15 protein-coding genes and 2 rRNA genes are annotated in these 20,524 nt (G+C 65.7%); 5 read left to right on the top strand and 12 right to left on the bottom strand.

The features are described 5' to 3' along the window. Positions 1-204: 204 nt before the first annotated feature. The 5 genes from AX769_RS06970 to AX769_RS06950 all read right to left on the bottom strand — a co-directional run bounded on the left by AX769_RS06970 (position 205) and on the right by AX769_RS06950 (position 11,103). Positions 205-3,335: ribosomal RNA gene (locus tag AX769_RS06970) — 23S ribosomal RNA — on the bottom strand. Positions 3,336-3,851: 516 nt separating this feature from the next. After that, positions 3,852-5,387, bottom strand: a 16S ribosomal RNA gene (locus AX769_RS06965). The 16S and 23S rRNA genes sit together here, the layout of an rRNA operon. 586 nt (positions 5,388-5,973) lie before the next feature. Next, the gene (locus tag AX769_RS06960) at positions 5,974-6,744 is read right to left on the bottom strand and encodes a fumarylacetoacetate hydrolase family protein (protein ID WP_066277494.1); all 771 of its coding nucleotides are present in this window, start codon (positions 6,742-6,744) and stop codon (positions 5,974-5,976) included. Between the two features lie 88 nt (positions 6,745-6,832). Further along, a complete protein-coding gene (locus AX769_RS06955) occupies positions 6,833-10,339 on the bottom strand; it encodes a bifunctional proline dehydrogenase/L-glutamate gamma-semialdehyde dehydrogenase (protein ID WP_066277492.1) in 3,507 nt (1,168 codons plus the stop codon). Positions 10,340-10,392: 53 nt separating this feature from the next. Further along, on the bottom strand, positions 10,393-11,103 hold the full coding sequence (locus AX769_RS06950; protein WP_066277490.1) for a TetR/AcrR family transcriptional regulator: 711 nt from the start codon (positions 11,101-11,103) through the stop codon (positions 10,393-10,395). Positions 11,104-11,161: 58 nt separating this feature from the next. On the opposite strand from AX769_RS06950, the gene AX769_RS06945 reads away from it, so the two are divergent. Continuing rightward, a complete protein-coding gene (locus AX769_RS06945) occupies positions 11,162-12,409 on the top strand; it encodes an MFS transporter (RefSeq protein WP_066277489.1) in 1,248 nt (415 codons plus the stop codon). Here AX769_RS06945 and AX769_RS06940 read toward each other — a convergent pair. Together AX769_RS06940 and AX769_RS06935 are read right to left on the bottom strand one after the other, a co-directional pair. Continuing rightward, the gene (locus AX769_RS06940; RefSeq protein WP_066277487.1) at positions 12,393-12,599 is read right to left on the bottom strand and encodes a DUF2945 domain-containing protein; all 207 of its coding nucleotides are present in this window, start codon (positions 12,597-12,599) and stop codon (positions 12,393-12,395) included. The genes AX769_RS06945 and AX769_RS06940 overlap by 17 nt on opposite strands. Positions 12,600-13,335: 736 nt before the next feature. Further along, complete coding sequence (locus AX769_RS06935) at positions 13,336-14,061, bottom strand: LysR family substrate-binding domain-containing protein (protein ID WP_066277485.1); 726 nt, start codon at positions 14,059-14,061, stop codon at positions 13,336-13,338. 236 nt (positions 14,062-14,297) lie between these two features. On the opposite strand from AX769_RS06935, the gene AX769_RS06930 reads away from it, so the two are divergent. Both AX769_RS06930 and AX769_RS06925 read left to right on the top strand, forming a co-directional pair. Beyond that, positions 14,298-14,636 (top strand): DUF5997 family protein, encoded by a 339-nt coding sequence (locus tag AX769_RS06930; RefSeq protein WP_066283285.1) that lies wholly within the window; start codon positions 14,298-14,300, stop codon positions 14,634-14,636. Between the two features lie 108 nt (positions 14,637-14,744). Next, positions 14,745-15,830 carry an NADP-dependent oxidoreductase gene (locus AX769_RS06925; protein WP_066277482.1) on the top strand — a complete coding sequence of 362 codons (1,086 nt, stop codon included), beginning with the start codon at positions 14,745-14,747 and terminating at the stop codon, positions 15,828-15,830. A gap of 1 nt (position 15,831) precedes the next feature. On the opposite strand, the gene AX769_RS06920 is transcribed toward AX769_RS06925, so the two are convergent. Further along, the gene (locus AX769_RS06920; RefSeq protein WP_066277480.1) at positions 15,832-16,062 is read right to left on the bottom strand and encodes a hypothetical protein; all 231 of its coding nucleotides are present in this window, start codon (positions 16,060-16,062) and stop codon (positions 15,832-15,834) included. A 14-nt stretch (positions 16,063-16,076) separates the two neighbouring features. After that, complete coding sequence (locus tag AX769_RS06915) at positions 16,077-16,550, bottom strand: SRPBCC family protein (RefSeq protein ID WP_066283283.1); 474 nt, start codon at positions 16,548-16,550, stop codon at positions 16,077-16,079. 106 nt (positions 16,551-16,656) lie between these two features. Here AX769_RS06915 and AX769_RS06910 point away from each other — a divergent pair, with 106 nt between their 5' ends. Beyond that, the gene (locus AX769_RS06910) at positions 16,657-17,598 is read left to right on the top strand and encodes an ROK family protein (protein ID WP_082764029.1); all 942 of its coding nucleotides are present in this window, start codon (positions 16,657-16,659) and stop codon (positions 17,596-17,598) included. A gap of 87 nt (positions 17,599-17,685) precedes the next feature. Here the strand turns inward: AX769_RS06910 and AX769_RS06905 are convergent, their stop codons facing one another. Further along, positions 17,686-18,843 carry an AI-2E family transporter gene (locus AX769_RS06905; protein WP_066277473.1) on the bottom strand — a complete coding sequence of 386 codons (1,158 nt, stop codon included), beginning with the start codon at positions 18,841-18,843 and terminating at the stop codon, positions 17,686-17,688. Positions 18,844-18,918: 75 nt separating this feature from the next. On the opposite strand from AX769_RS06905, the gene AX769_RS06900 reads away from it, so the two are divergent. Continuing rightward, positions 18,919-19,422 carry a metallophosphoesterase gene (locus AX769_RS06900; RefSeq protein WP_066277470.1) on the top strand — a complete coding sequence of 168 codons (504 nt, stop codon included), beginning with the start codon at positions 18,919-18,921 and terminating at the stop codon, positions 19,420-19,422. A 4-nt stretch (positions 19,423-19,426) separates the two neighbouring features. On the opposite strand, the gene AX769_RS22940 is transcribed toward AX769_RS06900, so the two are convergent. Both AX769_RS22940 and AX769_RS25070 read right to left on the bottom strand, forming a co-directional pair. Further along, positions 19,427-20,089 (bottom strand): thioredoxin domain-containing protein, encoded by a 663-nt coding sequence (locus tag AX769_RS22940; protein WP_239452017.1) that lies wholly within the window; start codon positions 20,087-20,089, stop codon positions 19,427-19,429. Beyond that, positions 20,038-20,445, bottom strand: coding sequence for a hypothetical protein (locus AX769_RS25070; protein WP_066277464.1), 408 nt, complete (start codon positions 20,443-20,445; stop codon positions 20,038-20,040). The genes AX769_RS22940 and AX769_RS25070 overlap by 52 nt, the downstream gene beginning before the upstream one ends. Positions 20,446-20,524: the final 79 nt, after the last annotated feature.

Raw genomic sequence — 20,524 nt, 5'->3', positions numbered from 1 at the left:
TAGGTCGTAACGTGCGCGGTGCGCCGGTACGAAGTCTGTGTTCCAGGCTGCGTCGTTCACACGACACATAGCTCTGTCTTCTGTTGTATTTTCTGATTCTGTTGTGTTTTCTGTTCCGTGCAACGGTCGGTCCGACCGTTTTCCGGGAACCACATAGTGGACGCGAACATCACCGCCCAACCCGCAGAACGAAGGGGTTGGGGTGTTGTCAAGTTATCGGCTTATTAGTACCGGTCAGCTCCACGAGTCGTTAGTCCTCGCTTCCACATCCGGCCTATCAACCCAGTAGTCTAGCTGGGAGCCTCTCCCCCCGAAGGGGATGGAAATCTCATCTCGAAGCCGGCTTCCCGCTTAGATGCTTTCAGCGGTTATCCGTTCCGAACGTAGCTAATCAGCGGTGCTCTTGGCAGAACAACTGACACACCAGAGGTTCGTCCATCCCGGTCCTCTCGTACTAGGGATAGATCTTCTCAAATTTCCTACGCGCGCAGCGGATAGGGACCGAACTGTCTCACGACGTTCTAAACCCAGCTCGCGTACCGCTTTAATGGGCGAACAGCCCAACCCTTGGGACCTACTCCAGCCCCAGGATGCGACGAGCCGACATCGAGGTGCCAAACCATGCCGTCGATATGGACTCTTGGGCAAGATCAGCCTGTTATCCCCGAGGTACCTTTTATCCGTTGAGCGACAGCGCTTCCACAAGCCACTGCCGGATCACTAGTCCCGACTTTCGTCCCTGCTCGACTTGTCAGTCTCACAGTCAAGCTCCCTTGTGCACTTACACTCGACACCTGATTGCCAACCAGGTTGAGGGAACCTTTGGGCGCCTCCGTTACTTTTTAGGAGGCAACCGCCCCAGTTAAACTACCCACCAGGCACTGTCCCAGAACCGGATCACGGTTCGTAGTTAGATATCCAAAGTGACCAGAGTGGTATTTCAACAATGACTCCACCCGAACTAGCGTCCGAGCTTCACCGTCTCCCACCTATCCTACACAAGCCACTCCGAACACCAATACCAAGCTGTAGTAAAGGTCACGGGGTCTTTCCGTCCTGCTGCGCGTAACGAGCATCTTTACTCGTAGTGCAATTTCGCCGAGTTCGCGGTTGAGACAGCTGGGAAGTCGTTACGCCATTCGTGCAGGTCGGAACTTACCCGACAAGGAATTTCGCTACCTTAGGATGGTTATAGTTACCACCGCCGTTTACTGGGGCTTAAATTCTCAGCTTCGCCTTGCGGCTAACCGTTCCTCTTAACCTTCCAGCACCGGGCAGGCGTCAGTCCGTATACATCGTCTTGCGACTTGGCACGGACCTGTGTTTTTAGTAAACAGTCGCTTCCCACTGGTCTCTGCGGCCTTTCCCGCTCCCGGAGTAAATCCGTTCACGGTTCCGGCCCCCCTTCTCCCGAAGTTACGGGGGCATTTTGCCGAGTTCCTTAACCACGATTCTCTCGATCTCCTTGGTATTCTCTACCTGACCACCTGAGTCGGTTTGGGGTACGGGCAGCTAGAACCTCGCGTCGATGCTTTTCTCGGCAGCATAGGATCACTGAATTCCCCCAATCGGGGTACGCATCGGATCTCAAGCATCATTGACGACGGATTTGCCTATCGTCAGCCCTACATCCTTACACCAGGTTCACCTTACGGATACCATCGCCTGGCTCAGCTACCTTCCTGCGTCACACCTGTTAATACGCTAAACGCACCAGCATGGGGTCGAGCGTTAGACCGGCCGGCATCACCCCGAAGGGATCCACTCAGCCGGGTTAGGACTCTTAGCACCACTGGATTATCTTGGGCGGTTCTTCGCCGGTACGGGAATATCAACCCGTTGTCCATCGACTACGCCTGTCGGCCTCGCCTTAGGTCCCGACTTACCCAGGGCGGATTAGCCTGGCCCTGGAACCCTTGGTCTTTCGGAGGACGGGTTTCTCACCCGTCTTTCGCTACTCATGCCTGCATTCTCACTCGTGTAGCGTCCACGGCTGGTTTCCACCGCCGCTTCACTCGCCACACGACGCTCTCCTACCACTCCGTACGACTGGACCACGAAGGCCTGTCAAAAATACGAAATCTACAACTTCGGTGGTGTGCTTGAGCCCCGTTACATTGTCGGCGCGGAATCACTTGACCAGTGAGCTATTACGCACTCTTTCAAGGGTGGCTGCTTCTAAGCCAACCTCCTGGTTGTCTCTGCAACTCCACATCCTTTCCCACTTAGCACACGCTTAGGGACCTTAGTTGGTAGTCTGGGTTGTTTCCCTCTCGACGATGAAGCTTATCCCCCACCGTCTCACTGCTGCGCTCTCACTTACCGGCATTCGGAGTTTGGCTGACGTCAGTAAGCTTTTGGGCCCCATCGGCCATCCAGTAGCTCTACCTCCGGCAAGAAACACGCAACGCTGCACCTAAATGCATTTCGGAGAGAACCAGCTATCACGAAGTTTGATTGGCCTTTCACCCCTATCCACAGCTCATCCCCTCCATTTTCAACTGAAGTGGGTTCGGTCCTCCACGACGTCTTACCGTCGCTTCAACCTGGCCATGGATAGATCACTTCGCTTCGGGTCTAGGACATGCGACTGAATCGCCCTATTCAGACTCGCTTTCGCTACGGCTACCCCTCACGGGTTAACCTCGCCACATATCGCTAACTCGCAGGCTCATTCTTCAAAAGGCACGCTGTCACCCCTACTAAGGAGGCTCCAACGGTTTGTAAGCAAACGGTTTCAGGTACTATTTCACTCCCCTCCCGGGGTACTTTTCACCTTTCCCTCACGGTACTTGTCCGCTATCGGTCATCTGGGAGTATTTAGGCTTATCAGGTGGTCCTGACAGATTCACACGGGATTTCTCGGGCCCCGTGCTACTTGGGATCCACGTCCAGCCAGCAACACCATTTCGGCTACGGGGTTGGCACCCTCTATGACCCGGCTTTCAATCCGGTTCGCCTATAATGCGCTGTAACTGCTCCTGTCCGGCAGAACAGGACGACATGTCCCACAACCCCGACCACGCAACGACCGCCGTCTATCACACATGACCGGTTTAGCCTCTTCCGATTTCGCTCGCCACTACTCACGGAATCACTGTTGTTTTCTCTTCCTGTGGGTACTGAGATGTTTCACTTCCCCACGTTCCCTCTACCCGCCCTATATATTCAGGCGGGAGTCACCAGGTACGCACGCGCCCTAGCGGGGTTTCCCCATTCGGAGACCCTCGGATCACAGCTCGATTATCAGCTCCCCGAGGCTTATCGCAGATTTCTACGTCCTTCTTCGGCTCCAGATGCCAAGGCATCCACCGTTTGCTCTTAAAAACTTGACCACAAAGAACCACGCCACAACGCACCCCCGAAGAGGCCCGACATGACGCGGTAAATCAGTGTTATCTCGTTACCCCAACAGACACGCTGCTGGGGAAGAAATTGCACTCACATACTCACCTCACTCCAGACCCGAAAGCCTGTCGCCGGCAAGCACATAAGATGCTCGCGTCCACTGTGTAGTTCTCAAAAAACGGGCGGACCCAGGAACAACCGGCAATAAATGCCCTCGAACCTGGTCCGTCAGAGGAGTTCAACCAAACAACTGCTCTACGCAGCCGGCTGGTTCGGTCCCTCAGGACCCAACAACGTGCACGCCCCCAAACACCCAGCCTCACACCGTTCCAAACCCCCGAAGAAGCCGTACTAAGCACAAGACCTTCGCTTCGAAGGCCACTGTCAATGTTCCACCCATGAGCGCCACCCACAGACATTCGCTGCAGTGTGACTTGACCAGTTGATCCCCGTGACTGGATGTACGCAAAGTACAGTCCGCGGGGCTGGTGCATGCTCCTTAGAAAGGAGGTGATCCAGCCGCACCTTCCGGTACGGCTACCTTGTTACGACTTAGTCCTAATCACCGATCCCACCTTCGACAGCTCCCTCCCACAAGGGGTTGGGCCACCGGCTTCGGGTGTTACCGACTTTCATGACTTGACGGGCGGTGTGTACAAGGCCCGGGAACGTATTCACCGCAGCGTTGCTGATCTGCGATTACTAGCGACTCCGACTTCATGAGGTCGAGTTGCAGACCTCAATCCGAACTGAGACCGACTTTTTGGGATTCGCTCCACCTTACGGTATTGCAGCCCTTTGTATCGGCCATTGTAGCATGCGTGAAGCCCAAGACATAAGGGGCATGATGATTTGACGTCATCCCCACCTTCCTCCGAGTTGACCCCGGCAGTCTCCTATGAGTTCCCACCATAACGTGCTGGCAACATAGAACGAGGGTTGCGCTCGTTGCGGGACTTAACCCAACATCTCACGACACGAGCTGACGACAACCATGCACCACCTGTATACCGACCTTGCGGGGCGACCATCTCTGGACGTTTCCGGTATATGTCAAGCCTTGGTAAGGTTCTTCGCGTTGCATCGAATTAATCCGCATGCTCCGCCGCTTGTGCGGGCCCCCGTCAATTCCTTTGAGTTTTAGCCTTGCGGCCGTACTCCCCAGGCGGGGAACTTAATGCGTTAGCTGCGACACAGAAACCGTGGAATGGCCCCTACATCTAGTTCCCAACGTTTACGGCATGGACTACCAGGGTATCTAATCCTGTTCGCTCCCCATGCTTTCGCTCCTCAGCGTCAGTTACGGCCCAGAGATCTGCCTTCGCCATCGGTGTTCCTCCTGATATCTGCGCATTCCACCGCTACACCAGGAATTCCAATCTCCCCTACCGCACTCTAGTCTGCCCGTACCCACTGCAGGCTGGGGGTTGAGCCCCCAGATTTCACAGCAGACGCGACAAACCGCCTACGAGCTCTTTACGCCCAATAATTCCGGACAACGCTTGCACCCTACGTATTACCGCGGCTGCTGGCACGTAGTTAGCCGGTGCTTTTTCTGCAGGTACCGTCACTCAGAATAAATTCATTCGCTTCTTCCCTACTAAAAGAGGTTTACAACCCGAAGGCCGTCATCCCTCACGCGGCGTTGCTGCATCAGGCTTTCGCCCATTGTGCAATATTCCCCACTGCTGCCTCCCGTAGGAGTCTGGGCCGTGTCTCAGTCCCAGTGTGGCCGGTCACCCTCTCAGGCCGGCTACCCGTCGTCGGCTTGGTGAGCCATTACCTCACCAACTACCTGATAGGCCGCGAGTCCATCCTTGACCAAAAAATCTTTCCACCCCCAACCGATGCCGGTAGGGGTCATATCCGGTATTAGACGTCGTTTCCAACGCTTATCCCAGAGTCAAGGGCAGGTTACTCACGTGTTACTCACCCGTTCGCCACTAATCCCCCCAGCAAGCTGGGGATCATCGTTCGACTTGCATGTGTTAAGCACGCCGCCAGCGTTCGTCCTGAGCCAGGATCAAACTCTCCGTAAAAGAAAAACACCACCACCCACCCAAAAGCAGATGGCAGCAAGTTTGATGCTGACCAAAAGAACAAAACAATCTGACGATTGTTGTCCATTCAATCTCAAAGAAACCCAACACCCAGACACCACAACTCCAAAGGAGAAACAGTAAACCCAGATGCCGAGGTATAAATTGGCATTTGACAATGTGCACGCTGTTGAGTTCTCAAGGACCAAACGCACCCCAAACCCACCCTGACCAGCAGGACTTCGTCGGAGGCAACTTTGATACCGTAGCCACCTCGGCGGGCCAAGTCAATTCAGCTCGAGAGCTGTAATCCACTCGACTTCAACTCTCCGGGGAGAGTTGCACGCCAGCTGGGCTGGCGAGGTGACGGACTTGCAATCCTAACCACATTCGATTCGACCGGCAAGAGGGAATCAAGGGGAGGATGCCACCACTTGAGGAAGGTTGGCTCGGTTGCTTTCGCACCCGGCCCGTTTCCGTTCCTTTGGGCTGACAAGAGGAAACACTACGGGTGAGACGGCCATCGGGCAAATCTCGGCCGTATCCCGGGCGTGTCGCGCGGCACGTGTTGCCGAACGACAAGGCCTCAGTCGCGGTCGCGCGCCGTGCTGATCAGGGATCCGAGGCCCTCGATCGCGATCTCGACGGTCTGGCCGGCGCGGAACGGGCCGACGCCCGACGGTGTCCCCGTCAGGATCACGTCACCCGGCAGCAGGGTGAAGATGTCACTGACGTATGCGACGAGCTCGGGAATCTTGTGGATCATCTGCTGCGTCGTCTCGCGCTGCAGCACCTCGCCGTCGACTCGGGACGTGATCCTGGCGTCCGTCCAGTCGAACTCCGTCTCGATATACGGGCCGAGGGGGCAGAAGGTGTCGTAGCTCTTGGCTCGAGTCCACTGGCCGTCGGACTCTTGAACGGTGCGCGCGGTGACGTCGTTGGCGATCGTGTACCCGAAGACGACGTCTGCGTAGTCTTCGGCGCGCACCTTCTTGGCGATGCTGCCGATGACGACGGCCAGTTCACCCTCGAGGTCGATCCGGCCCTCGACCGGCGGGATCTGGATGGCGTCGCCCGGGCCGATGACGGTGGTGTTCGGCTTGAGGAAGACGACCGGGAACTCCGGTGCCTCCTGGCCCATCTCGTCGGCGTGGTCGTAGTAGTTCAGCCCGATGCCGATCACCTTCGAGCGGGGGATCACCGGCGCCAGGATCTTCACGCCCCGCATCGGGACGCGCTCACCCGTCGTCTCGTAGCCGGCGAACATGGGGTCGCCGGCCAGCACCACAAGGTCTTCGCCGTCGACGACGCCGAATCGAGGGTCTTCATCAGGACTGGAAAAGCGCGCGATCTTCACGCCCCGAGCCTACCGAGGCCGCCCGGAGGTAGTGCACAAACAGCCGGTCACCGAGAAAGTGAGGGGCGAGTTGCGCACTACCGAGGGATCAGAGAACGGACTCGCTCCAGGCGTCGGGGTTGCCGAAGCGATGGGCCGTCACGGCGATGGCCTGCTCGCGCAGGTACGGGAGGAGCTCGAGGCGGGGTGCGGGCGTCACGGGGGCCGCGAAGACGGCGACCGACGGATCGCCTCTGAGTGCGACCGCGAGCCGCCCGTGGGCCGCTGCGGGGCCGACGAGACGGATGCGGGGCGTCGTGAGGGCGCCGCGCGACACCGAGGCGTGGAAGCCCGCGTCGTCGATCTGCGTGACACGGTGGCCGGCGAGGGCCGAGACGACTGCGGCGGGAAGTTCGACGGCCGTGCTGATCGGCAGCTCTCCCCCGGCGCGCAGACCTGCGGCCAGCGTGCGAGCGAAGTCGTCGAGCGACCCTCCTTCAGCCAGACGAACCGTGACGGGCAGCGGGCGGTAGCGGAACACGTTGCGCTCGAGACCCACCTGCGAGACGTCGGCCGACGCGCCGTAGGTGCGCGACCAGGCGCGCTCGTCGGCTTCGGCTGCGGTGCGGAGCGAGCCGTCGCCTCCTGCGCCCTCGAACGCCGTGACGAACGAGTGCACACGCGGCGACAGAGTGGCGGCCGGAGCCTTGGAGGCCAGGGGCGCGGGTGACCACGACCCCAGGTGAACCAGGTAGTTGGGCCCACCGGCCTTGCCGCCCGCGCCCACCGCCGAGCGCTTCCAGCCGCCGAACGGCTGTCGGCGCACGATCGCGCCGGTGATGCCGCGATTGACGTAGAGGTTGCCCGCCTCGACCCGGTCGAGCCAGGTGCCGAGCTCGGCGCTGTCGAGCGTGTGGATGCCGGCGGTGAGGCCGAAGTCGGTGGCGTTCTGCAGCTCGATCGCCTCGTCGAGGGTCCCGGCAGTCATGATGCCGAGCACCGGCCCGAAGAACTCGGTGCGGTGGAAGTCGCTGCCGGGGGCGACCCCGGCGCGGACTCCAGGCGACCACAGCCGCCCGGTCTCGTCGAGCCGCTTCGGCTCGACGAGCCAGCTCTCGCCGGGCGCCAGCGTGGTGAGCGCACGCAGAAGCTTGCCCCGCGCGGGCTCGACGATCGGGCCCAGCTGCGTCGTCGGGTCGGAGGGCAGACCCACGCGCATGCTCGACGCGGCGTCGACGAGCTGGCGACGGAACCGCTCGGACGAAGCGACCGAGCCCACCAGGATCACGAGACTGGCCGCCGAGCACTTCTGCCCCGCGTGCCCGAAGGCCGACTTGATGACGTCGGAGGCAGCGAGGTCGAGGTCGGCGCTCGGAGTCACGATGATCGCGTTCTTGCCGCTCGTCTCAGCGAGCAACGGCAGGTCGGGGCGCCACGAGCGGAACAGCTCGGCCGTCTCGAAGGCCCCGGTGAGGATCACCCGATCGACGGCAGGATGCGAGACGAGCTGCTTGCCGAGATCGCCCTCCTCCACGTCGACCAGGCGCAGCACCTCGCGCGGCACCCCCGCCGCCCAGAGCGCTTCGACCAGCACGGCGCCGCAGCGCTTCGCCTGCCCGGCCGGCTTGACGATGACGGAGGCACCGGCCGCGAGGCCGGCGACGGTCGAGCCCGTCGGGATCGCGACGGGGAAGTTCCACGGCGGCGTCACCACGATCAGCGACGGCGCCTCGTAGACCGCGCCGTCGACGTGGTCGAGCTCTTCGGCGAGGGTGGCGTAGTAGTTTGCGAAGTCGATCGCCTCGCTGACTTCGACGTCGCCCTCGGCGATCGTCTTACCCGTCTCGGACGCGGCGACCTCGATGAGGTCGGCGCGACGCTTGCCGAGCTCGACGGCGGCACGGCGCAGCACGGCGGCCCGGCCCGAGCCGCCGAGGGCCGCCCACGCGGGTGCCGCCGCGAGTGCGACCTGCACCTCGCTCTCGAGAGCGTCTGCGGCGTCGATGCGAGCGGCCTCGATCGTCGCGGTGCCCAGCGTCGAGGTGGGGACCGAGCGCAGGATCCTGCGCCCCCACTCACGGTTGTCGGCCAGTGCCGGGTCGGTGTCGGGGGTGTTGTGGAAGGCGGTCTCGATCGGCGCGAGCTGCTCGGTCGTCCGCGACTGCACGCGGTGCGGCGCCGGAGCGTCAGCCCCGCCCGACGGGCTCAGGACGGCAGCGAGTGAAGCGAGGAATCGCCCCTTCTCGCGCTCGAACAGCCGCTCGTTCGACGCCAGCTCGAAGACGGCCGACATGAAGTTCTCGTGCGACGCGTTCTCTTCGAGGCGGCGGATCAGATAGCTGATTGCGACGTCGAACTCGCGCGGGTGCACAACCGGCGTGTAGAGCAGGAGCCCGCCGACCGCCTTCTTGACGAGCTCGGCCTGACCCTCGGCCATGCCGAGCAGCATCTCGAACTCGACCGCCGACGCGACGCCGCGCTGCTGGCTGAGAAGGTGCGCGAACGCGATGTCGAAGAGGTTATGCCCCGCGACGCCGAGGCGCACCGCCCGCGTTCGCTCGGGCGTCATCGCCCAGGAGAGGACGCGCTTGTAGTTGGTGTCGCTGTCCTGTTTGGTGTCGTAGGTGGCGAGGGGCCACTCGTGAACGGCCGCGTCGACGTGCTCCATGGCGAGGTTGGCGCCCTTGACGACGCGGACTTTGACCGGGGCGCCACCGGCGTCGACGCGGCGCTGCGCCCAGGCGTTCAGACGCTGCATCGCCGAGAGGGCGTCGGGCAGGTAGGTCTGCAGCACGATGCCGGCCTCGAGGCTCGTCAACTGCGGCTGATCGAGCACCGCCATGAACACCGTCAGGGTGAGATCGAGGTCGCGGTACTCCTCCATGTCGAGGTTGATGAACTTCGGCACGCCTGCGCGGGCGGCGATCTCGTAGAGCGGAGTGAGCTTCGAGACGACGCGCTCGACGGTCTCGTCGAACGCCCACATCGACAGCTGGCTCACGATCGACGACACCTTGATCGACACGTAGTCGACGTCGTCGCGCTCGAGCAGGGCCGTGGTGCCCGCGAGACGGTGGTCGGCCTCGGCATCGCCGAGAACGGCCTCGCCGAGCAGATTGAGGTTGAGTCGGGTGCCGTGCTTCTTGAGCGTCTGGATGGCCGCGCCGAGCTTGTCGGGGCGAGAGTCGACGATGAGGTGGCCCACCATGCCGCGCAGCACGCGACGGGCGATCGGCACGACGGTGCCGGGGAGGGCCGGGGCGAGAGCGCCGCCGACGCGGACGGCCGCGCGCATGGGCAACGGCAGGAAGGCCGGGACGCCGGACGCGAGGTGCGAGAGGTTCCGTGCCGCGACGCCGAGGTCTTCGGGGCGCACGACCCGGTCGACGAAACCGATCGTGAAGGCCAGGCCCGACTCGGCCTTCAGCACTTGGGCGAGCAGCTCGGCCGACTTCGTGCTCGGTGCGTGCGTGGCCTCCGCCGCCCAGGAGCGCGCGAGGGCAACCGCCTCGTCGGCGAGCGCGGCCGGGATCGGCGGGGTCGCGGTGGCTGGGAGGGCCGGGAGGGTCTGAGATGCGGGGTCGACGACGATGGGGACCGTCTCAATGTCTGCCATGCGGCAAGGATACGATCGGAGTTTGCCGGGTGGCAAGGATTGAAACCTGTTGTTTACACGGCCTCGTCGGCATCCTGTCGGCCCGCTGCGCCGGTCGCGGCATCGGCCTCTGCGTCGGATACCGCCAGCGCATCGAGCTCGTCGAGCGGCACGGTCACTATCGTGCGGATCACGAGGCGCATCGACTCGGCCACGTGCACCGCATCGCGATCGTAGAGCCACTGCAGCTGCAGGCCGTCCTGCACAGCGAGCACGACGCGGACCGCCGTTTCGGCCGTGAACCCCGGAGCGAGGAGCCCGTGGCGTTCGGCCACGGCGAGCGAGGCGCTCGTCGAGGCGACGATGCGGTGGTAGAAGTCGGCGTAGTAGTCGTGGGCGGGGTGCTCGGGCGACGTCGCCTCGGCGGACGCCGTGTTGAAGAGCTGGATGACCCCCGGCACGTCGCGGTTGTATTCGGCGAGCTCGACCAACTCGGCCAGGCGCATGCCGCCCTCGTCACCGAAGTGCCGCCTCAGCCGTTCGTCGCGACGCCGCACCACGGCCAGCAGCAGCTCCTCCTTCGTCGGGAAGTAGTGCATGAGCGACTGGTGCGACACCCCGCACTGCCGGGCGATCTCGCGGAGCGACGCCCCGTGGAAACCCGACTGCCCGAAGACGGGCAGGGCCGCATCGAGGATCGCCTCGCGCTTGGCCAGCCCCTTCGCATAGTGGCCAGGGGCCGACGCCTGCCGGGATGCGCCGCCGGGGCCGGTGTGGATGCTCACGCATCCAACGATACGGGCCGCGTGAGTAGGCTCGGCCCGTGGATCAGCCGGGCGCTCGATGAACGGATCGCTGCTGCGCCTTCCCGCCTTTCGCGCGCTCTGGGTGGGCCGCCTGCTCTCGTGGATCGGAAGCGGTCTGGGCCCCATCGCCTTCGCGTTCGCGGCGATCGACCTCGGCGCCGACCCGGTCGAGCTCGGCGTCGTCGTGGCGAGCCGCGCGGTGCCGAACGTGGTGCTGATCCTGTTCGGGGGGGCCGTCTCCGACAGACTGCCGAAGCGCACGGTGGCGATGGGCGCGTCGATCCTGTCGGCGGTCGGGCTCGCCGGCGCCGCCGGGCTGCTCGCGACAGGGCTGGCCGACCTGCCGCTGCTGGCAGTCGCCGCAGCGGTGAGCGGTGCGGGTGCGGCGTTCTTCGCGTCCGCGACGAACGCGGTGCTGTGCGATGTGGTGGGCGAACCGCTGACCCGAGCGGCCACCGTGCTCAACCGGACCGGCATGAACATCGGGCTCGTCGTCGGAATCGCAGGCGGTGGCATCCTCGTCGGCTTCGCGACCCCCGAGGTCGCCCTCGCGGTCGGCTCGCTGGCCTTCACCTTCGCCGTCGCGGCGTTCGCGGCCCTGCCGAGGCGAGTGATCGGCTCGATCCGCGGCCGGTCGTTCACACGCGATCTCGCCGACGGCCTCGCCTTCGTGGTGCGGACGAAGTGGCTTCTCGCCTGCCTGACCCTGGTGTTCGTCGGCCAGCTGGCCTTCGCGGGGGGCGTGCAGGTGCTCGGCCCGTTCGCGGCCGACGACTCGTTCGGGCGGACGCCCTGGGGCCTCGCCGGTGCCGTCCAGACCGTGGGGCTGATCGTCGGCGCCACGATCGCCGGTCGTCTGCGGGCGCGCATCCGTCTGCCTCGAGCGGCGGTCGTCGCAGGAGGAATGGGGCTGCCTCTGGTGGTGCTCGCGCTGATCCTGCAGCTTCCTCGGGGCGTGGTCGACCCGTTGCACTGGTTCTTCTGGCTGAGCCTGGCGCTCTTCGCGGCCAGCACGGGGCTGCAGGTCTTCACGGTGTCCGTCGACACGACGGTGCAACTGCTCGTGCCGCGCGCGTTGCGGACGCAGGTCTACGCGTGCCTGACGGTGGCGGCCCTCGCGGGCATGCCGATCGGCCAGATGGTGATCGGTCCGCTGTACGACCTGGTGGGAGCGCCGCTCGCTCTCGCGATCCTGGCCGCGCTCGTCGCCGCGGCGGTCGTCGCCGTGTCGGCCAACCCGCGTGTGCGGCGGCTCGGCTCTTCTTCGTTCAGCTCTTCTTCGTGAGAGCCGACTCCTTGTGGGCGGCCTTCGCGTCGGTCTTGTCCGACTGCACGATGAAGTACGGCTCGTCGTGCGAGGCGTTGAACTTCTGCCCGTCGAATTCGAACGGATCGAGGCGCCTCTCGACCACGTGGCCGTTCGTGTCGCCCTGCGACGTCTTCCACGTCACCTTGTCGCCCTTGCTCAGCGCCACTGCTCCTCCTCGGTCGGTGGGCGGGACGCTACGCCGCCGCCACGGTGCTCGTGCGCAGGATGTGCCCCGGGCTCTCGGGAGCCCCGGGCTCTCGGGCGCCCCGGGGTCTCGAGAGAAACGGGTGGAATCATGGCGCACGGTCGGAGGGAGACCGGTGTCGGGGAAGAGGTCGACATTCGGGAGGATGAACGGGATCAGCTTCCTCCTGGGCCGCGGGGCCTAGGTGGGTTTACCTCCCGGTGACGCGGTTGCGGCCGGATTTCCTCCGAGCCCATCGAGGGTTCCTCCCGACTGATGGCGGGGCACACGAAATACGCGCCGCGGGGAGGAATTCGTCGGCTTCGGTCCGCCCGGCATGGCACGACTCTGGAGTCGGACGGCGCGACGGGCTGCGCGCCGAGCGGTCAGGCGCGGAGCGACTCCAGCGCCTTGTCGAGCCGCCGCTGGCGGGTGTCGGCGGCCTTCGCCTGGTCGAAGGGCTCGACGAGAAGCACGCTTTCGGCTGTACGAGAGGGCGTCGAACGCGGTGCGGAGCGCAGGATCCCGGACGAGGAACTGCCCACCCATGCTCCCGATCGTGCTGCGGTAGCTGTAGTCGCCGATCGTACGACGCAGCCTTATCTTTTCGGCAGACCCGTGCCCACGCGAAGGTCAGGCCGTGCCGAAAAGGTAAGGGGCGGGGACGAGGCGCGGGTCGGCGGCCGACCGGCCGCCGAGGGAGAGAGCGGGGCGGGCGTCAGCGGCGACCCTTGCGCGGGCCCGAGCCGCGGCCGCGCGGCGGCGTCTTGCGGGAGCCGCGCGCAGTCCCCTTGGCCCCGGCTGTGCCGGCCGCCTCGGCGGCCGCGGCCCGTTTCGCCTTGGCCTTCGCGACGGGGCCGATCTTGTCAGCCGGCGCCTCGTCGCCGCCGGCGCGGGAGCTGTTCGCCGTGCGACCGCGCACCACGCCGATGAAGTCGTCGACCTCGGGAGTCGTCGCGCCCTCGGGCCAGACCAGCGCAATCGTGGTCGGCGGCAGATCCGTGATCGGGCGCACCGTGATGCCCTTGCGGCCATAGAGGCGGGCCAGCGACTGCGGCATGATCGCGATGCCGGCGCCGGAGGCCACCGTCTCGACCTGCATCGCCTCGTCATGGGAGAGAGCCGGGTCGAGGTCGAAGCGAGGCTCGCCCTCGAGATCCGCGGCCGTGAACGACATGAACTCGGCGAGCGCGTGCTCTTTCGGCAGCACCACCACGGGCTGCTCGTCGTAGAGCGCGATCGAGTGGAAACCCTCGGCCGGGACGGGCAGCCGGGCGAAGACCACGGCGAGGTCGTCGTCGGCGAGGTGAGCCGTCGGATCCTGCGCCCCGATCGTCACCGCCTCGAGGGCGAGTTCGGGGTGACGCTCGGCCCAGACCCGCGACCACTTGGTCAACGTCACGCCGGGCACGAAGCCGACACGGAAGGAGGTCTGGTCGGTCACGCCTGAAGGGTACCCTGAGGCTCATGACCACCGAGAACAGCGAGCAGCCGGTTTCGCCCGAGAGCGCACCGACCCAGACCTCGCTCCCCCGCGACGCCGAGCACACCGACCACACCGACCACACCAGCCAGCCCGACACGACCGACCGCCCCGACAAACGCCAGCAGCCGAAGCCCCGGTCGAAGGCGCCGCAGAGCCTCAAGCCGTTCACGGCGGCCAAGAAGCTCGGCGTCTTCCTGCCGGCCACGCCCCAGAGTTTCCAAGACAACCCGGTCACTCGCGAGGAGTTCGACGAGCTCTCGACCAACCCGCCGACGTGGCTGGTCGAACTGCGCCTGAACGGGCCTCACCCCCGCCAGGAGGTCGCCCGCAAGCTCGGTGTCACGATCTCGGGGCTCGCCCGCGGCGGCATCGCCGACACGCTGACGACCGACGAGATCCAGACCCTTCTCGAAGAGATGCCGCAGTGGCTGTCGCAGGAGCGCTACAACCTGGCCGAGGTGCGCGACGAGGAGATCCGGGTGCGCGAGCGCAACGCCGAGCGCGCGGCAAGGCGGGCTGCCGAAGGGCGCTGACCCGCCCCCGATCGGCTCCTGGCAACCGGCTGGGCGCCAACCTGGTGATTCACCGGGCGCTTTCTGAGACTCGAGCGCAGACTTCCCTCACGACAGAGGGGTCATCTCATGAAAAGCACCTACAGCGTTCTGGAATACGACGACTACGGCGACACGAGCGTGCTCCACATCACCGAGCACCCCATGCCCACGCCCGGCCCCGACGAGCTTCTCGTCGAGGTGGTGTCGTCGGGCCTCAACCACATCGAGAACTTCATCCGCCGCGGTGACTTCCAAGAGCGCCTGCCGCAAGAGCTGCCGGCGCGCCAGGGGTCCTGCTTCGCGGGCATCGTCGTGAAGCGCGGCGCGAGCGTGCACGACCTCCACATCGGGCAGGCCGTCATCGGCCACGCCATCGGCGGCGGCTCGCACGCCACCTATGTCGTCGTGCCGCGAAGCCAGGTCGTCAAGAAGCCCGACATCATCCCGTGGGAGGTCGCAGGAGGCCTGTACCTCGCCGGGTGCACCGCCTACGCGATCGTGTCGTCGATCGGCATCGACCCCGAGCAGCGCAGCACGATCGAGCCGCGACCGGTGCTCGTGATCTCGGCCGCGGCCGGCGGCGTCGGCAGCATCGAGTGCCAGCTGGCCATGGTCGCCGGCTGGAAGGTGATCGGCACCTGCAGCCCGCAGAACCACGACTATCTCCGGTCGATCGGCGTCGTGCCGGTCACGTACGGCGAGGGCATCGAGGGCAGGATCCGCGAGGCAGCCGGGCGGGACGTCACGGCGTTCATCGACAACTTCGGCGGCGACAACCCCGCCCTCGCGAAGTCTCTCGGCGTCGACGACGAGCACTTCTCGTCGAGCGACGACCGGCTGGCTGTCGAGTTCCGCTTCCTCGAGGCGGGCGCCGCCGACCCCGAGCCGGCGCGCGTCCTCACGATCTTGGTGAAGCTGCTCACCGACATGAAGGTCCGCCTGCTCATCTCGGGCTTCTACCCGTTCGAGTACATCGTGCAGGCCTTCGAAGACATGGCCGAGATGCACTCCCGCGGCAAGGTCGTCGTCGGCATGCAACCCGTCGAGACCGGCGGGCGATCGAACTGGTACCTGTCGGGCAAGGCCCGCGCGACCCACGACGTGCTGGTGCCGAAGGGGCCCGGCCCGTGGAAGGGCCGTCAGCCGAAGGCGCCCGTGGCACCGACCCAGTGAGTCAGATGTCGGTGCCGAGCGTCTTGCCGCTCGTGTCGTCCGCCCAGGTCTTCTTCTCGGGGTCCTGGCCCTCGTCGTAGCCGTGGTCGTCTTCGTCGGCAGTCGCGGCACCCGGGACGTTCGGGTTAGTGCCGAGCGGGTCACCGCCTTCGACCTCGCGGTCGAGGGCGGTCTCGTGCGACGCCTTCTCTTCGTTGTCGCCGTTGTCGAGGTAGTGGTCTTCGCGTGCCATGGCTTTCTCCCTGCTCAGCGGCCGGTCGCGTCCGGTGCGCGATCGACGGTACCGCGCCACGAGCCGGTCTCGAACCCGTTGGCCTCGATGATCTCCTTGAACTTCTCGAGATCGCGGTCGATGGCGATGTCGTCGACCTGCAGGATCGCACCGAGGTGCTCGACGAAGCCCTCCGGCTTCCACTCCAGCTGCACCACGATTCGCGTCGCGGCGTCACCGAGGCGGTGGAAGGTGACGACGCCCGAATGCGCGTCGCCCTCGACGCTCTTCCAGGCGATCCGCTCGTCGGGGATCTGCTCGGTGATGACGGTGTCGAACTCGCGCTCGACGCCGGCGATCCTGACGACCCAGTGCGAGTGCGTGTCGTCGGTCTGCGTGATCTTCTGGATGCTGTCCATGAACTGCGGAAAGCTCTCGAACTGTGTCCACTGGTCGTAGACGACGCTGATGGGCACGCTGACGTCTTCTTCGCTCTTCACTGAAGTCATGCGCTCATGCTCGACCCACGGCATGATGGCGCGTTCAGGATCGACGAGGCGTCCCCCGGATCCTGCGTTGTCTCACGTTGTCATGAAGCGCAGGTATCCTGTGGCCGTGACCAACTACGCACTCGCCGTCGATGTCGGCGGCACCAAGGTCGAGGCGGCCCTGGTCTCCGACGACGGCACTCTGCTCGCTGCCAGCCGCGACCGTCGCCCGACCGGCGCCGAGTCGACGTCGGACCAGTTGGCCGAGTGCGTGCGGGCGGTCGTGCAGCAGGCCCTGGAGGCGCTGCCGACCGGAGACGCCGTGGTCGGCGTGGGGATCGGCAGCGCCGGCCCGGTCGATCTGCACGAGGGCACCGTCTCGCCCATCAACCTGCCGTCGTGGCGCGGGTTTCCGCTGCGCGACCTCGTCGAAGGTCTGGTGGCTTCGACTCTGCCCGACTCCGTGCCGGTCACGCTGCGGCTCGACGGCGTGAGCCTCGCCCTCGCCGAGCACTGGGTCGGCGCCACGCAGGGTATCGACAACGCCCTCGCCATCACCGTCTCGACGGGTGTCGGTGGCGGCCTGATCGTCGGCGGCCGGCTGCTCTCGGGCGGCACCGGCAACGCGGGGCACATCGGTCAACTGCAGATCGCGACACGCACGCCCGGCGAGAGCTCACGCGACGTGACCCTCGAGGTGCTGGCATCCGGGCCGCACACCGTGGCCTGGGCGCAGACGCAGGGCTGGTCGGGCGAGCGCGGCGAAGACCTCGCGCGCGACTACGCGGCGGGCGACGAGATCGCGATCGCAGCCGTGAAGCGCTCCGCCACCGCGCTCGGCGAGGCGATCACCGCCGTGACGACGCTGCTCGACCTCGACGTGGCCGCCGTCGGCGGAGGCTTCTCGCGGGTCAGCCCCGACTATCTCGACCTCGTGCGCGCCGTGATCGACGAGGCGGCGTACAACCGCTACGCCACCAGGATCCGGGTGGTCGCCTCCGGGCTCTCCGACGAGAGCCCGCTCATCGGTGCGGCCGCACTCGTGCACCAGGCGCACCTGCTGGGCTGAGCCCCCCGTGGCCGACTTCACGCACTCGGCGGCTTCTCGCTAGCTCGCCCGAGGTGCGTCAGAGGCGCGAAGTTCACGAGGGGCCTGCTACATCTCACGCTCGGGGCGCTTCTGCCGCGCGAACTCGGCGGGCTGCGTCGGGCCGTTCCAGATCGTGACGATGCCCCAGGCCACCGCGGCGACCGGCACCGACAGGATCGCGCCGATGATGCCGCCCAGCAGCGTGCCCGCCGTCAGAGCGAGCAGCACGACGAGCGGATGCAGTTTGAGCGAACGTGCCATCACGACGGGCTGCAAGAAGTTGCCCTCGAGCTGGTTGACGGCGATGACGATCGCCACGACGACGATCGCCGCCACGGGGCCGTTCGCGACGAGGGCGACGAGGGCCGCCAGGATCCCCGCGACGGTCGCCCCGACGAGCGGCACGAACGCCGAGATGAACACGAACACCGACAGCGGGATGGCGAGCGGCACCCGGAGGATGAACAGGCCGATGCCGATCCCCAGCGCGTCGACGAGCGCCACGGTTGCGGTGCCCCGCACGTAGCCGCCCATCGTCGAGACCGTCTTGGCGCCGATTCGGACGGCCCTCTCGTACTGTCCGCCCTCGAACGGCCGCAGCAGGAAGCCCCAGATCTTCGGCCCGTCCTTCATGAAGAAGAACAGCACGACGACGAAGAGCGCGAGCCCCGTCACGAAGCTGGTCGCCGCCGACACCCCGGCGAGCGCCCCCGACGAGAACTGGCTCGACTGCACGAAGTGCGAGATCGCGTCGACCGCCTGCTGGATCTGCTTGTCGCTGATGTGGAAGGGGCCGTCTTTCGCGTAGCTCTGCAGCTCGTCGAGGCCCTTGACAGCCTGCTTCGCCAGAGCGCCCGCCTGGTTGGCGACGGCCGACACGATGAGCCAGACCACGAGCCCGAGGATCACGATGATGGCCACGAGCGCGATCCAGGTCGCCAGGATCGACGGCAGGCCGCGCCTCCGCATGAGCTCGAGGAAGGGATACATCGCCGACGCGAAGATGAGCGCCAGCACCACGGGGATCACGACGAGGCTGAGTTGCGTCATGGCGAACACGACGCCGGCGGCGATTGCGACCACCAGGACGATCTGCAGACAGCGGGTCGCGAGGCGGCCGAACGAGTCCGTCCAGAGCGTGCGCTGCGCGGCCCAGGTCACGCTGCCGCGCGACTCGACCGGCTCGGTCGAAGGCTGCGGCGGGCTGCGTCGGAAGAGGGCCATGAGTCGCTGCTTTCGTCGGTGTGATCGATCGACGGGTTGCGCCCCAGGCTAGCGGCCGCCGCGTACCGTCGGTGTGTGCCCACGTCTGTCGCCCTCGTCTCCGACACCCACGTCCCCTCTCGGGCCCGAACCCTTCCGGCCGAGGTGTGGGCGGCCGTCGAGGCCGCCGACCTCGTGATCCATGCGGGCGACTGGACGGGCATCGCCCTCCTCGACGAGTTCGAGCGGCGCTCGTCCCGGCTGCTCGCCGTGCGGGGCAACAACGACGGGCCGGAGTTCGACACCCGGCTGAAGCTGGTGGAGCAGGCGGTCGAAGGTGGCGTGCGAATCGCCGTGGTGCACGAGACCGGGCAGAAGGCGGGGCGGGAGGTGCGGGCCGACACGTCGCATCCTGAAGCCGAGTTGGTGGTGTTCGGCCACAGCCACATCCCCTGGGACTCGGTGACACCCGAGGGGCGCAGGATGCTGAACCCCGGCTCGCCGACGGACCGCCGGCGCCAGCCCTTCCGCACCTTCATGACGCTCACCCTCGATGCCGGGGCCGTGAGCGACGTCGTGCTGCACCGGCTGGAGCCCTGACGGCCTAGCGGGTCGCGGGCGTGCCGATCTTCTTGACCCCGGGCACCGGGCTGCCGCTCGCCGTGGGCGTCGGGGTGGCCGTGGGCTTCGCGGTGGCGGTCTCCGCGGAGCCGCCCGTCGCCGTCGGGGTGGGCGTCGCCGTGGCCGTCGGGTCGGCGGAGTAGCTGTTGCCGGCCGCCGTGACCACGAAGTTGCTGAACTCTTCGACGGTGAACGGAGTCGAGTATTTGTACTGCTGGCCGTTCGCGAGCACCGTCGGCGTCGACGCGATCTTCGAGATGCGAGCCCCGGGGATCGGCCCGCTCAGCGCGCGCTGGGTGGCGTCAGCGACCCACGAGGCGTACGTCTCGTCGCTGATGCACTTGTCGATCCGAGAGGTCGAGGTGATGCCGTCGACGCCGTTCACGAGCGAGACCAGTTGGGCGTTGCTGAGCCCCGAGGTGTTCTCGGCGGGCTGCTTCGCGAACATCGCCGCGTTGAAGTCGAAGAAGGCGTCGGGCGAGTAGGTGGCGACGCACGCGGCCGCGTTCGCCGATCGCACCGAGTATTTCGTGCCGAGCGACTGAGACGTCAGGATCGCCAAGGGGTGATACGTCACGGTGGCCGCTCCCGACTTCACGAGGCCCCGGATGTACGCAGTGTCGGTCTTCTCGAACGACCCGCAGATCGGGCAGAGGTAGTCGGCGTAGACGTCGATGGCGACGGTGTCGCTGCGGGGGCAGTGCTGCTGGCGCTCGGAGTCGTCGACGACGCGGCGCCCGTGCGCTCGGCGACGAGGCCTTTGCCGATCGTGATGCCGTCGCCGGCCATGTTGCGCGGGGTCGCCCCGCTCGCTCCGCCGCCCGAGCGCACGACCACGACGACAGCGATGACGGCAGCGATCACCAGGATCGCGACGCCGCCCTGGATGGCCCACCGGCCGCCCCGAGCACGGCGCTTCTGGCGACGTCGGGCGAGCTGCGCCTTCTCGCGCGCGGCCTGGCGGCGGTGCCCCCGGTCGCCCTGCTCGTCGTCGTCGCTCATTGCCCCCAAGGGTACATGTGGTGCTATAAATAGCGAGGCGGTCACCGTTGACCGCCGAGGCCCCAGAGCCATCCATTCA

Origin of the sequence: Frondihabitans sp. PAMC 28766, assembly GCF_001577365.1 — a bacterium.
In the GTDB taxonomy this organism is placed as follows: Bacteria; Actinomycetota; Actinomycetes; order Actinomycetales; family Microbacteriaceae; genus Frondihabitans.
The sequence above is the reverse complement of the archived record's forward strand: the minus strand, read 5'-3'. Positions and strand labels throughout refer to the sequence as shown.

Coding starts and splice junctions, on each gene's coding strand:
- AX769_RS06925 (WP_066277482.1), top strand. CDS start 14,745: ATGAAAAGCACCTACAGCGTTCTGGAATACGACGACTACGGCGACACG.
- AX769_RS06905 (WP_066277473.1), bottom strand. CDS start 18,843: ATGGCCCTCTTCCGACGCAGCCCGCCGCAGCCTTCGACCGAGCCGGTC.
- AX769_RS25070 (WP_066277464.1), bottom strand. CDS start 20,445: ATGAGCGACGACGACGAGCAGGGCGACCGGGGGCACCGCCGCCAGGCC.
- AX769_RS06920 (WP_066277480.1), bottom strand. CDS start 16,062: ATGGCACGCGAAGACCACTACCTCGACAACGGCGACAACGAAGAGAAG.
- AX769_RS06955 (WP_066277492.1), bottom strand. CDS start 10,339: ATGGCAGACATTGAGACGGTCCCCATCGTCGTCGACCCCGCATCTCAG.
- AX769_RS06915 (WP_066283283.1), bottom strand. CDS start 16,550: ATGACTTCAGTGAAGAGCGAAGAAGACGTCAGCGTGCCCATCAGCGTC.
- AX769_RS06945 (WP_066277489.1), top strand. CDS start 11,162: ATGAACGGATCGCTGCTGCGCCTTCCCGCCTTTCGCGCGCTCTGGGTG.